The sequence below is a fragment of the Candidatus Methylomirabilota bacterium genome, from assembly GCA_036001065.1.
GTDB lineage: Bacteria > Methylomirabilota > Methylomirabilia > Rokubacteriales > CSP1-6 > MNEF01.
Genome location: DASYUQ010000187.1, coordinates 18,222 through 30,543, shown reverse-complemented (window position 1 = coordinate 30,543; position 12,322 = coordinate 18,222). Strand labels below are relative to the sequence as shown.

11 protein-coding genes are annotated in these 12,322 nt (G+C 71.6%); all 11 read right to left on the bottom strand.

The genetic code is table 11. From position 1 onward, the window contains the following. Positions 1 to 687: glutamate--tRNA ligase (gltX, locus tag VGV13_18430; protein HEV8643067.1), on the bottom strand; the 687-nt coding region annotated here is incomplete at its 3' end. A gap of 110 nt (positions 688 to 797) precedes the next feature. Continuing rightward, a complete protein-coding gene (locus VGV13_18425; protein HEV8643066.1) occupies positions 798 to 1,895 on the bottom strand; it encodes a DegT/DnrJ/EryC1/StrS family aminotransferase in 1,098 nt (365 codons plus the stop codon). Next, positions 1,892 to 4,111, bottom strand: coding sequence for an LPS assembly protein LptD (lptD, locus tag VGV13_18420; GenBank protein ID HEV8643065.1), 2,220 nt, complete (start codon positions 4,109 to 4,111; stop codon positions 1,892 to 1,894). Before lptD ends, VGV13_18425 begins: the two co-directional genes overlap by 4 nt. 10 nt (positions 4,112 to 4,121) lie before the next feature. Next, the gene (locus VGV13_18415) at positions 4,122 to 5,426 is read right to left on the bottom strand and encodes a cyanophycin synthetase (GenBank protein HEV8643064.1); all 1,305 of its coding nucleotides are present in this window, start codon (positions 5,424 to 5,426) and stop codon (positions 4,122 to 4,124) included. Then, the gene (accD, locus tag VGV13_18410; GenBank protein ID HEV8643063.1) at positions 5,423 to 6,283 is read right to left on the bottom strand and encodes an acetyl-CoA carboxylase, carboxyltransferase subunit beta; all 861 of its coding nucleotides are present in this window, start codon (positions 6,281 to 6,283) and stop codon (positions 5,423 to 5,425) included. Before accD ends, VGV13_18415 begins: the two co-directional genes overlap by 4 nt. Positions 6,284 to 6,286: 3 nt before the next feature. Next, positions 6,287 to 7,318, bottom strand: a complete 1,032-nt coding sequence (trpA, locus tag VGV13_18405; GenBank protein ID HEV8643062.1) for a tryptophan synthase subunit alpha — start codon at positions 7,316 to 7,318, stop codon at positions 6,287 to 6,289. Continuing rightward, the gene (gene trpB / locus VGV13_18400) at positions 7,315 to 8,511 is read right to left on the bottom strand and encodes a tryptophan synthase subunit beta (GenBank protein HEV8643061.1); all 1,197 of its coding nucleotides are present in this window, start codon (positions 8,509 to 8,511) and stop codon (positions 7,315 to 7,317) included. The genes trpA and trpB overlap by 4 nt, the downstream gene beginning before the upstream one ends. Next, the gene (locus VGV13_18395; GenBank protein ID HEV8643060.1) at positions 8,508 to 9,152 is read right to left on the bottom strand and encodes a phosphoribosylanthranilate isomerase; all 645 of its coding nucleotides are present in this window, start codon (positions 9,150 to 9,152) and stop codon (positions 8,508 to 8,510) included. Before VGV13_18395 ends, trpB begins: the two co-directional genes overlap by 4 nt. Before the next feature lie 5 nt (positions 9,153 to 9,157). Further along, positions 9,158 to 9,955: an indole-3-glycerol phosphate synthase TrpC gene (gene trpC / locus VGV13_18390; GenBank protein HEV8643059.1), complete on the bottom strand. Its 798-nt coding sequence runs from the start codon at positions 9,953 to 9,955 to the stop codon at positions 9,158 to 9,160. 4 nt (positions 9,956 to 9,959) lie between these two features. Next, positions 9,960 to 11,237, bottom strand: a complete 1,278-nt coding sequence (locus VGV13_18385) for a nicotinate phosphoribosyltransferase (GenBank protein HEV8643058.1) — start codon at positions 11,235 to 11,237, stop codon at positions 9,960 to 9,962. A 195-nt stretch (positions 11,238 to 11,432) separates the two neighbouring features. After that, positions 11,433 to 12,311 (bottom strand): UTP--glucose-1-phosphate uridylyltransferase GalU, encoded by an 879-nt coding sequence (galU, locus tag VGV13_18380; GenBank protein ID HEV8643057.1) that lies wholly within the window; start codon positions 12,309 to 12,311, stop codon positions 11,433 to 11,435. Between the last annotated feature and the right edge of the window lie 11 nt (positions 12,312 to 12,322).

Genomic DNA, 12,322 nt, shown 5'->3' with positions numbered 1-12,322 from the left:
CGACACGTGGGCGAACTCGGGCACCGCGTAGCCGAGCGCCTCGTAGCAGAGCACCTGCTTGGGCGTGTTCGACAGGTGGTCGTTGCCGCGGATGACGTGGCTGATCCGCATGTCGACGTCGTCGACGACCACGCAGAAGTTGTAGGTGGGTGTCCCGTCGGTACGCACGAGGATCCAGTCGTCGAGCTGGCGGTGGTCGAACTCCACCGGCCCGTTGATGAGGTCCTGCACGACGGTGGCGCCGGTGGCGGGGATGCGCAGGCGCAGGGCGCCGGCGACGAGGCCCCGCTCGCGGCACCGGCCCGAGTAGCGAAACGTCTCCTTCCGGGCCTCGGCCGCCTTGCGCTCGGCCTCGAGCTGGGCCGGCGGGCAGTCGCAGTAGTACGCGCGGCCGGTCGCCGCCAACCGCTCGGCGTGAGCCCGATACAGCTCGAAGCGCTCGGTCTGACGGTAGCCCGTCGCCGGCGGCCCCTCGTCCCAGTCGAGCTCGAGCCAGCGCAGGGCGTCGAGGATGAGGTCGAGGTTCGCGTCGGTCGAGCGCGAGCGATCGGTGTCCTCGATGCGCAGGATGAAGCGTCCGCCGTGGTGGCGCGCGAAGAGCCAGTTGAACAGCGCGGTGCGGGCACCGCCGACGTGCAGGTGGCCGGTCGGGCTCGGCGCGAAGCGCACGCGGACGCCGTCGCTCATCGCGTGTTCATTCTACTCCACGCGTGTCCCGTCGATGATCAGCAGGACGGCGACGAGGATGCGCCCGACCGCCGCCCGGGAGGCTTACCGCCGGCTCACGCGCATCCCGCTCATACCCGGTCGACGGCGGCGCGGACGGCGGCGACGACGCCGTCGGCCTCGTCGTCGGTCATCTCGGGGTAGCAGGGCAGCGAGAGCACCTCGCGCGCCGCCCGCCACGCCTGCGGCCACCGTCGCTCGGCGTCTTCGGCAAACAGCGGTTGCTCGGGGACCGCGCGGGGATAGTGCACCACCGTGCCGACGCCGAGGTCGGCCAGCACCTTGGCCAGCGCGTCGCGCTGCGGGTGGCGAACCGTGAACAGATGGTAGATGTGGCGCGCCCGCGGATCCTCCGCCGGCAGGCCCAGCGGCAGCCCGGCCAGCCGTTCGCGGTAGCGCGCGGCCAGGCGTCGGCGCGCGTCCGTCCACGCGTCCAGCCGCCGCAGCTTCACGCGCAGGATCGCCGCCTGCACCTCGTCGAGCCGGCTGCAGTAGCCCAGCTCGACGTGCTGATAGCGGCCGGTGTCGCCGTGGTGGCGCAAGCGGCGCACGTGGTCGGCCAGGTCGTCACGATCCGTGAGTAGCATGCCGGCGTCGCCGCAGGCGCCGAGGTTCTTGGTCGGATAGAACGACAGGCAGGCGGCGTCGCCCCAGCCGCCGACGGGGCGGCCGCCGTGGGTGGCCCCGATGGCCTGGGCGGCGTCTTCGACCAGCGCGAGCCCGTGGGTGCGGGCCAGCGCCGCGATCCGATCGATAGGCGCCGGGTGACCGTAGAGGTGCACGGGAATGATCGCGCGCGTGCGGCGGGTGATGGCGCGCTCCACGGCGCCGGCGTCCAGTGCGTACGTCTCGGGATCGATGTCGACGAAGACGGGCGTGGCGCCGACCATGACGATCGTCGAGGCCGAGGCGACGAAGGAGAACGCGGGCGTGATGACCTCATCGCCGGGGCCGACGCCGACCGCCGTCAGCGCCAGCCGGAGCGCGTCGGTCCCCGAGGCCACGCCGATGGCGTGGCGCACGCCGGCCAGCCCCGCCAGCTCGCGCTCGAGCGCCTCGCCTTCCCCCCCCAGGATGAACCGCGCCGAGTCCAGGACGCGGGCCGCGGCGGCCAGGAGGTCGGCCCGGATGGCGGCGTGCTGGCGGGTGAGATCGATGAACGGAATCACTTGAGGCTCCCTCCCGGGCCGGCGGAACCGGTGGTGCCGCCGAGGCCTCCGAAGCGCGTCGTCAGCGGCGCGCCGACCCCTAAGAGATTCAGTGCGAAGCGCAGCTCGTCCTCGTTCTGGTGGCGGCTGATGAACTCCACCGTGAACGACCAGCACTGCCATTTGAGGTCCACGGCGATGGCATTCTCGACGAAGGTGTTGGTGCGCAGATCCCAGTTGGTGGTGAGCCGGCCGCTGGCCCAGCGCGTGACGTCGGCGCTGAGATTGCCCTGCAGGAAGTTGACCCGGTCCGGCTTGTTGAAGCGGGTGCCCGCCGAGGCCTTCACGGCCCCGACGTCCAGGGACAGGTCCGTGTTGCCGGTCTGAAACCCCTCGCCGGCGTACACGCTGTAGCTGGTATCGCCCCGGAAGCTGAAGATGCGGTGGGGGCTGAGGATCAGGTCGCCGGTCAGGTTGCCCAGCGGCCGGGCCGGGTTCAGCAGCTCGTAGGAGTGCCCCACCACGAACCGCACCAGCTCCCAGCGGACCGGCTCGGTGCCCTCCGGCGCCACCGTCCGGGCCCGCAGGCGGTTGGTGAGCGAGTAGGTGAAGCGGCTCTGCTCGGGGATCGCGTCGATCAGATCGTACTGGGGAATGCGGCTCGCGCGGAGGACGCCCGCTTGCGTGAAGCGCTGGAGGCCGGAACCGTCCAGCCAGGTATAGTTCAGGCGGGGCTCGATGGTGTGCAGGATCGTGCTGATCCCCGCCAGGTCGCCCAGCTCGTACACTCGGGCCGCGCGCGTCTCGAGGTCGCCACCCAGCTCCAGAATCTGCCGCAGCCGCGGCTCGTCGTTCGTCTCCTGCACGGTCAGCCCCCCGTCGCGGGTGAGCCGCGTCCCGGTGACGGTCCGGTCGTAGGCCGTGAGGCGCCCGCCGGCGAACGGGCTCACCGTGAAGAGGCCGGCCACGGGGATGGGCCGCGTGAGGCGGGGGTGGAGATCGACCCGGTTGCCATCGGCGCCGACGTCACGGACGAAGTGCGTGGCGCTCGACTCCACCTCGCCCAGGAGGCCGGGCACCCCCGGCAGCGGCTGGCGGACACTCTCCAGCCGGATGTCCGGCAGGCGCTGCAGCTCCACCGGCCGGCGCTGGGTCAGGTCCTGGTACCAGGACAGGCTGCCCACCACGTTGAGCGTGGGCCGGCTCCACGTGAGGAACACGTTGGAGTCGACCCGCTGGGCGCTCCTTTCCTGAAGCCGCACCGCGTACTCCCGGAACACCAGGTCGTCGGTCACGCCGTTGACGTCCGCGCGGAAGGAGAGCCCGCGGCCGAGGTTCCAATCGTCCCTGACGTGCCACCAGCCGCGGTTGTCGTCGTGCCCCTGTCCCGCCACCTGCTTGCGCTCGGTCTCCTTCAGGTAAAAGCCGCCGACGTCGCCCCGGTGGAGCTCGGACAGGATGTAGCGATACTCGAGGGTCGCGCCGGGGCCCCGCGCTTCGTAGAGATCGAGCGTGATGGTGGCGTCCTGACTGTCGGAGATCGCCCAGAAGAACGGGATCTCGATGAAGTTGCCCTTCCGTGTCGAGCTGCCGAAGCGGGGAAAGAGGAAGCCGGTCTGGCGCTCGCGGCGCAGGGCGGCGGCGAAGAAGGGAAAGAAGGGAATCAGGGGGACGCGCTTCACCCAGAACGAGGCGTTCGTCCCGTAGACCAGCTCGTCGAGCTCGGCCTGGGCCGAGCCGAACCGGAACGACCAGGTGGGAGGATCGTCCTCGCAGGTCGTGAAGACTCCCCGCCGGATCCGGTACTGGCCCTCGCCGAGTCGCTCCATCCGCTCCCCGCCGACCTGATAGTAGGGCGCCACCCGGGCGGTGCCGTGATGGACGACGCCGGTGCCCGTCTTGAAGTTGTACTCGATGCGGTCGCCCCTCAAGTGGTCATCGCCATCGTAGAAGATCACCCGGCCTTCCGCGACCGTGTCGCCCGTGAGGCGATTGATCTCCACCCGATCCGCGGTCAGGCGCTGGGTGCCCCGCGTGATCTCGACGTTGCCGACGGCGACCAGGAGATTGTCCGGCCCCACCTCTTCGAGCCGGTCGGCCAGGACGGTGACGTCGCCCCCAGCCGTGGGCACCGTCGCCGAGGTCGGGCGTTGCGCCGCGGCGGGCCCAGCGTCGATGAACGCCCCGGCCACCAGCAGACCGCTCAGCAAGAGGAGGGCGGAGTCAAGAGTCCTCACGAAAAAGGGACTACATGCTATCAGTCCCGTTTTCGATGCGACAGGGGCTATCGCCGGCTCCGGCCAGCTGCGCGAGCACCTCGCCGACCAGAAAGAGCGAACCCGCGATACAGACGATGGAGGTGGCCGACGGCGCGGTGGCCATCGCCAGGGCCTGGGCCGACGACGACGCGATCTCGGCCGCCGGGACGCCGGGCGGCACGACCGCGCGCAGCGCCTCCGGGTCGGCGGCCCGCGGGTTGGCGGCGCGCGTGAGGATCAGCCGCTGGGCGACGGGCGCGAGCTCCTGGAGCATGGCGGCGGCGTCCTTGTCGCGCGAGATGCCGAGGACGAGCGTGAGGGGCTCGCCGCCGAAGTTCTCGCGGAGCGACGCCGCCAGGGCGCGGGCGCCCGCCGGGTTGTGGGCGGCGTCGAGCACGAGCCGGGGACGGCCGGGGACGAGCTGAAAGCGGCCGGGCCAGCGCGCGCGCTCGAGCCCCTCGCGGATGGCGGCGTCGCCGGCGCCGAGCTGGCGGGCGGCGGCGACGGCCAGGAGCGCGTTGGAGGGCTGGAAGGTGCCGAGCAGCCGCACATGCAGCCGAGCCAGCGCCCAGCCGGGCCCGCGGCAGGCGATGAGCTGGCCGGCCAGGCTCCGCTGTTGCACGCTCACCTCGAGGTCACGCCCCTCCAGGAGCAGCGGGACGCCGGCGGCGGCGGCGCGCGAGACGATCACCGCCGTCGCCTCGGGCGCCTGGGCCGCCGCCAAGGCGACACCCGAGCGGATGATGGCAGCCTTCTCCGCGGCGATGGCCTCGAGCGTCGTGCCCAGCCACGCCTCGTGATCCAGGTCGATCCGGCTCAGCACCGTCACCGCCGGCGCGCCGACGGTCGTCGCGTCCAGCCGTCCCCCGAGGCCGACCTCGAGCACGGCGACCTCCACGCCTTCGCGGGCGAAGTGATCGAGGGCCAGCGCCGTGGTGGCCTCGAACGTCGTGGCGTCGAAGCGGGCGATGAGTGTGCCGAGCGCCTCCACGCCGTCGACGACGCCGTCGGCGGCGATGGGCTCGCCGTTGACGCGGATGCGCTCGCGGAAGGAGACGAGGTGGGGGGAGGTGTACAGGCCCACCCGGCGGCCGGCGGCCTTGAGGATGGTCGCCAGCATCGCCGCGATCGAGCCCTTGCCGTTGGTGCCTCCGACCTGGACGAGCGGGTAATGCGCTTCGGGGTGGCCCAGCGCGGCCAGCAGCCCTTCAATGCACTCCAGGCCCTGGCGCATGCCCGCGTGCTCGCCGCCGCGAAGGGCGAGCAGCCGGGCCACCGCCTCGGCGTAGGTCATCCGGACGGCGGCTGGTCCGCGAAGAAGGCGAGCAGGCGACGCAGCGTCTCCTTGAGATCGCGGCGCTCGACGATGAGATCGAGCTGGCCGTGCTCGAGGAGGAACTCGGAGCGCTGGAAGCCCTCCGGGAGCGGCTGGCGGATGGTCTCGGCGATGACGCGCGGTCCGGCGAAGCCGATCAAGGCCCGCGGCTCGGCGACGATCACGTCGCCGAGCATGGCGAAGCTCGCGGTGACGCCCCCGGTGGTGGGATCGGTGAGCAGGGAGATGTAGGGCAGGCGCTCGCCCGCCAGGCGCTCGAGCGCGGCGCAGGTCTTCGCCATCTGCATCAGGGAGAGAATGCCCTCCTGCATGCGGGCGCCGCCCGAGGCCGACACGATGATGACCGGGACGTGCTTGGCGATGGCCAGCTCGATGGCGCGGGTGAGCTTCTCGCCCACCGCCGAGCCCATGCTGCCCCCCAGGAAGGCGAAGTCGAAGGCGCAGAACACGGTCGGCAGCCCTCCGATGCGCGCCAGCCCCGTGACCACCGCCTCCGTGTTGCCGGTCTTCTCGCGCGCCGCGCGGAGGCGGTCGCGGTAGCGCTTGGTGTCCTTGAAGCCCAGCGGATCCGCGGAGGCGACCCCCCGGTCGTGCTCTTCGAACGAGCCCTGATCGACGAGCTGGGCGATGCGCTCGCGCGCGCTGATGCGGAAGGCGTACCGGCACTTCGGGCAGACGCGCCCGGCGCGCTCGACCTCGGCGCGGTAGACGATCTCCTTGCAGGAGTCGCACTTGATCCACAGGCCCTCGGCGATGACGACCTTCCGGCCCTTGGCCTCCCCCTCACCCTCGCTCTTGCGTCTAAACCACGCCATGCCTTACTCCGATGCCGATCGCGACGTCCGCGATCGGGAGACTCGCGGCTGGCGCTCGCTCGTTGGGGCGCCGCCGAGCTTCGCCGCGCTCGAAGCATCCGGGCGGGGCTGGGCCCGGGTGCTCCTGTGGAGACCCGTATCCTCTGGGGGTCGAGGGAGTCTCGCGTCACCATCATGGCCCGACGACGCCGCCACGCGCCCAGTGGATAGCGTGGTCGACACAGGAGCACCCGGGCCCCGCCCACGCAGAGGCTGTTTGAGCGAGGCGATGAAATCGCCCACGTCCGAAATGAGCGTCGGCGAGCCCGCGCGTTCTTCCACGAGGCGGACGATCGCCGAGCCGACGATCACGCCATCGGCCAGCCGGCCGACCGCGGCGACCTGCTCGGGTCGACCGATCCCGAAGCCAACGCACACGGGCTTGGCGGTGACGAGCCGCAGCGCGCGGACCTGGGCCTCCAGCTCCCGGGAGAGCGCCGCGCGCTCGCCGGTGACACCCGTCAGCGAGACCAGATAGATGAAACCACGGCTGCGCCGCGCGATCAGGCGGAGGCGGTCGGTGGTAGAGGTCGGCGCTGCCAAGTGGACCACGTCGAGCCCGACCGGCTCGGCTTCGGCGCCGAGCGGCCCGGCCTCCTCGGGCGGCAGGTCGGCGACGATGACGCCATCGACGCCCGCTTTGGCTGCGGCCTCGGCGAACGGACGGAGCCCGAAGGCGAGCACCGGGTTGTAGTAGGTCAGCAGCACGATGGGCGCCCGCACCTCCGCGCGCAGGGTCTTGACGGTCTCCAGCACGCGCGCCAGCGAGGCGCCGGCGGCCAGGGCCCGCTGGCCCGCCCGCTGGATGACCGGTCCGTCGGCGAGGGGATCGGAGAAAGGCACGCCCAGCTCGATGACGTCGGCGCCCCGACGCTCGGCCTCGGCGGCCAGCCGGGCGGTGGCCTCGAGCGACGGGTCCCCCGCGGTGAAGTAGGTCACCAGGGCCCGCTCGCCCGACGCGCGCAGCCGCTGGAACGTCGTGGCCAGGCGGGTCATCGCGCCCCGCCTTCCAGGGCCTTGGCCACCACCTGCACGTCTTTGTCGCCACGGCCCGAGAGCCCGACGACGATCGCTTTCGATCTCGGCAACCGCTTGGCCAGCTGCATGGCGTAGGCGACGGCGTGCGCTGATTCCAGCGCCGGCATGATGCCCTCCAGACGCGCCAGCGCCTGGAAGCCCGCAAGCGCCTCCTCGTCGGTGACGGCGACGAACTCGAACCGCCCGGTGTCCTTGTAGTAGGCGTGCTCGGGCCCCACGCCCGGATAGTCGAGGCCCGCCGAGATCGAGTGAGCGGTGGCGATCTGGCCGTCGTCGTTCTGGAGCAGATAGGTCATGCACCCGTGGAGCACGCCCACGCTGCCGGCGCTGAGGCTGGCGCCGTGCTTCCCGCTGGCCAGGCCGTGGCCGCCCGCCTCCACCCCCACGATCCGCACGCGCCGGTCGCCGATGAACGGATGGAACAACCCGATCGCGTTCGACCCGCCGCCGACACAGGCCACCAGCACGTCGGGCAGGCGCCCCAGCGCGGCCAGGGCCTGGCGACGCGTCTCCCGGCCGATCACGGCGTGGAAGTCGCGCACCATCACGGGATACGGATGGGGCCCGAGCGCCGAGCCGAGCAGGTAGTAGGTGGTGCGGAGGTTGGTCACCCAGTCGCGCAGCGCCTCGTTGATCGCGTCCTTCAGCGTCCGGCTCCCGGCGTCGACGGGGACGACGCGCGCGCCGAGCAGTCGCATACGAAAGACGTTCAGCGCTTGTCGCTCGACGTCCGCCGTGCCCATGTAGACCTCGCACTCCAGCCCCAGCAGCGCCGCCGCGGTGGCGGTGGCCACGCCGTGCTGGCCCGCCCCCGTCTCGGCAATGAGGCGCGCTTTCTTCATGCGGGCGGCCAGCAGCCCCTGCCCGAGCACGTTGTTGATCTTGTGGGCGCCCGTGTGGCAGAGGTCCTCGCGCTTGAGGTAGATGCGCGCGCCGCCCACGTGCTCGGAGAGATGGCCCGCGAAGTAGAGGGGCGTCGGCCGCCCGGCGTAATCGCGCAACAGGCCGGCGAGCCGGGTCTGGAAGCGCCCATCCCGCTTGGCCCGGAGGTAGGCCCGCTCCAGCTCGATGAGCGGCGCCATCAGCGTCTCCGGCACGAAGCGGCCGCCGTAGCGCCCGAAGTGTCCCGCGGCGTCGGGCAGGCGCGTCATGAGAGGCGCTTGGCTTCCGCGATGAACCGCCGGACCTTGCCCGCATCCTTCCGGCCCGGCGCCGCTTCCACCCCCGAGTTGACGTCCACCGCGTAGGGGCGCGCGACGGCGATGGCGCGCGCCACGTTGTCCGGCGTCAGGCCGGCCGAAAGAACGATCCGCCACCGAGCGGAGGCCAGGTCGCGGGCGATCTCCCACTCGATGGGCTGGCGCGGCTCGCCCTCGCTCCAGCGGCAGGCGCTGTCGAGCAGGATGGCCGCGCAGCCCCGATAGCGCTCCGTCAGAGCGGCCGCCGACGGCACGCGCCCTCCGGCCGCCGCGCTGAGGGCCAGCTTGATCGTCTTGATCGCGGGCAGTGCGAATTGAGCGAGCTCTTCCGGGGGCTCGTCGCCGTGGAACTGCAAGGCCCGCAGCCCGCAGGCCTCGGCCACCGCCTTCACGTGGCCGGCCGGATGGTCCCAGAACACGCCCACCGGCGTGACGAAGGGCGGCAGGCGGCGGATGACCGGCGCCGCCTGCTCGGCCGTGAGGAAGCGCGGGGTCCCCTCGACGAAGATGAAGCCGAGCGCGTCGGCCCCGGCCTCGACCGCCAGCAGGGCGTCCTCGAGGTTGGTGATCCCGCAGATCTTGACCCTCACCATTGCGGTCACTCGGCCGCGCCCGGTTCCAGCGTCAGCTCCCGGACCTTGGCGGCCACGTCGCCGGCTCGCACGAGCCCCTCGCCGACGAGGACGGCGTGGGCGCCCTTCGCGACGACGGCGCGCACCTGCGCGGCGGTGAAAAAGCCGCTCTCGCTCACCACGATCGGCCCGGGCGGGATCAGCGGAAGCAGCTCGAGCGTCGTCTCCACTCGCGTCTCGAACGTGTGCAGGTTGCGGTTGTTGATCCCGAGGATCCGGGCGCCGACGGCCAGCGCTGTCTCGATCTCGGCCGCGGCGTGGCATTCGACGAGCGCGGCCAGCCCCAGCTCCTTCGCCGCCTGCTGGAGGTCGCGGAGCTGTGGCGCCTCGAGGATGGCCACGATGAGGAGCGCGGCGTCCGCGCCGGCCGCCCGCGCCTCCCAGAGCTGGTACTCGTCCAGGATGAAGTCCTTGCGGAGCAGCGGCACCTCGACCGCGGCGCGGATCGCTCCCAGGAAGTCGAGACTCCCCTGGAAGTACTTCTCGTCGGTGAGCACGGAGATGGCGTGCGCGCCGTGGCGCGCGTAGAGGCTCGCCAGCCCGACCGGGTCCAGGTCGGGGGCCAGGACGCCACGGGAGGGCGAGGCCTTCTTCACCTCGGCGATGAGCCGGACCCGGCCGGGCGCCGGCCGGAGCGCCTCCTCGAGATCGCGCGGCGGTGGGAGATCGCGGCAGCGCGCCTCGAGGACGGCCCGGGGCGTGGCGCGGCGCCGCCGCTGAAGCTCGTCGCGCTTGTCCCGAACGATCGTGTCGAGGATCGTCATGCGCCTAGAAATCCTGGCGGAGCCCCCGACGTCCTGGTACCTCCAGCGGCACCGCCGCGAGCTGGTCGAGGACGAACTCGCGGATGGTCCGGGGCGGCGGCAGGTCGCGCACGATGCGGCCTGCGGCCAAGAGCGGCTTGAGCAGGGCGTCCCACACAGGCTCGCCTCGGGCGGGCGTGCCGGCGGCAGCGCCGGCGCCCGGCGGCGTCGCACTCCACACAGGCTCCCCGCACGCGCAGGGCGCGGGCCGCTTGGCGGCCGGGACGACGACGGTCGCGCGGCAGCCCCGGCAGCGGAACACCTCCTTGGCGCCCGACCACTTGCCGCGCTTGGCGATGGCGTGCCCCTCGATCTCCATGATGTCGAGGGCGAAGTTCAGCACGGGGGCGTTGGCGATAGAGGTGCCGACGCCGTACGCGTCGACGACCGGGTTGAGTCGGAGGATCTCGTACTCGTCGATGCCCCCCGAGGCGATCATCTTCACGTGATCGAAGCCGCGCAGGTCGAGCTCCCAGCGGACCTCCTCGATGATCCGGTAGAAGTCGCCCCGGCGCGACGACGGGGTGTCGAGCCGGACGGCGTAGAGGTCCTTGCCCAGGGCTTCGGCGACGCGGATGGCCTCGAACTTCTCGTCCTGGAGCGTGTCGATGAGCGCCACCCGGCGCACCTTGGGGTCGATCACCTCGTGGAAGGCCTGGAGCGCCTCGACCGTGTCGCCGACCATCAGGACGAGGGAGTGCGGGATCGTTCCCATCGGGTCGGCGTCGATCAGCTCGGCCGACTTCGTGACCGCCACGCCGTCGCACCCGCCGATGAACGCGTTGCGCTCGATCATCGGGGCCAGCGCGGGGTGCATCCGGCGCGCGCCGAAGGAGATCACCTGGCGCTCACCCGCGGCTTTCTTGCAGCGCGCGGCCTTGGTGGCGATGCCCGCGGCCTGGCACAGGAGCCCCAGGAGCGCCGTCTCGTACTGCGCCCACTCGACGTACGTGCCCTCGATGACGAGCACGGGCTGGTACGGCTCGAACACGGTGCCCTCGTCCATGGCCCGGACGTCCACCGGCAACCCTTCCAGCAGCACGGCGGCTTCCTGAATGCCGGCGAGAATCCCCCACCGCCAGTCGTCGGGCAGACTCTTGAGATAGACCTCCGCCTTGACACGCTTGCGGTCCTGGCGGTGCCGGAGGATCTCCACGGTCCGGATGAAATAGACGTCCGACACCTCGCCGCGCTTGATCTCGGCGTCGGAAGCAGTGTGAAATGGGCGCTTCGGGGTCGTCATGCGTGGGCCAACGTGCTGGAAATTCTGGCAGAACCCCCCCGGCAAGTCAACGTCCGGGGCCGGGGGCGGGGTGGGGGCACGCCCCCGGAGACCCGTATAGCGCGTAGAGTGCCAGGCTCGGGCGTTTAGGAAGCTCACGGCGGTGGTCGTTAGCGTGGTCGACGGGGGCGTCCCCCACCCCGCCCCGGCCCCGCCCTAAAGCTTCAGCGACTTGAGGTAGGCGCGGAACTCGTCGGCGAGGTCGGGGCGGGCCAGCGCGAACTCGACGGTGGCCTTCAGGAAGCCGAGCTTGTCGCCCGTGTCGTAGCGCTTGCCCTCGAACTCGACCGCGTACATCGGCCGCCGCTCGCGCAGCCGCCGGAGACCGTCGGTGAGCTGGATCTCGCCCTGGCGGTCGGGCGCCGTGTCGGCCAGGATGCCGAAGATGTCGGGCGTGAGGACGTAGCGCCCGATGATCGCCAGGTCGGACGGCGCCTCGTCGGCCCGGGGCTTCTCGACCATCTCGGTGATCTCGTACACCCGCGTGCCGTTGGGGCTCTTGACGGGACGCCCGGCCACGACTCCGTACTGGTGGATGCGCTCGCGCGGCACCCGCTCCACCGCGATGACGGATCCCCCGTGGTAGTCGAAGACGTCCAAGAGCTGCCGCATGCAGGGGGTGGACGCGTTGCCGATGATGTCGTCCCCCAGGAAGACGGCGAAAGGCTCCTGGCCCACCAGATTGCGGGCACACAGGATGGCGTGGCCCAGGCCCAGCGGCTCCTTCTGGCGCACGTAGCACACCGAGGCCAGCTCCGAGATCGTCTTGATCTGGGCCAGCTCCTCCACCTTACCGCGATCGTTCAGGTAGTACTCCAGCTCGAAGGCGGCGTCGAAATGGTCCTCGATGGCGCGCTTGTTGCGCCCCGTCACGATGATGATCTCGCTGAGGCCGGAGGCCACCGCCTCCTCCACCACGTACTGGATGGTGGGCTTGTCGACCAGCGGCAGCATTTCCTTGGGCTGGGCCTTGGTGGCCGGCAGAAAGCGGGTCCCCAGCCCGGCGGCGGGGAAGACAGCTTTGCGTACCGTCATGGCAGTGGCTC

What these genes read in the sequence shown, in the direction of transcription:
- VGV13_18415 (HEV8643064.1), bottom strand. Translation starts at nt 5,426, where the DNA reads ATGACCTACGCCGAGGCGGTGGCCCGGCTGCTCGCCCTTCGCGGCGGC.
- accD (HEV8643063.1), bottom strand. Translation starts at nt 6,283, where the DNA reads ATGGCGTGGTTTAGACGCAAGAGCGAGGGTGAGGGGGAGGCCAAGGGC.
- trpA (HEV8643062.1), bottom strand. Translation starts at nt 7,318, where the DNA reads ATGACCCGCCTGGCCACGACGTTCCAGCGGCTGCGCGCGTCGGGCGAG.
- trpB (HEV8643061.1), bottom strand. Translation starts at nt 8,511, where the DNA reads ATGACGCGCCTGCCCGACGCCGCGGGACACTTCGGGCGCTACGGCGGC.
- VGV13_18395 (HEV8643060.1), bottom strand. Translation starts at nt 9,152, where the DNA reads ATGGTGAGGGTCAAGATCTGCGGGATCACCAACCTCGAGGACGCCCTG.
- trpC (HEV8643059.1), bottom strand. Translation starts at nt 9,955, where the DNA reads ATGACGATCCTCGACACGATCGTTCGGGACAAGCGCGACGAGCTTCAG.
- VGV13_18385 (HEV8643058.1), bottom strand. Translation starts at nt 11,237, where the DNA reads ATGACGACCCCGAAGCGCCCATTTCACACTGCTTCCGACGCCGAGATC.
- galU (HEV8643057.1), bottom strand. Translation starts at nt 12,311, where the DNA reads ATGACGGTACGCAAAGCTGTCTTCCCCGCCGCCGGGCTGGGGACCCGC.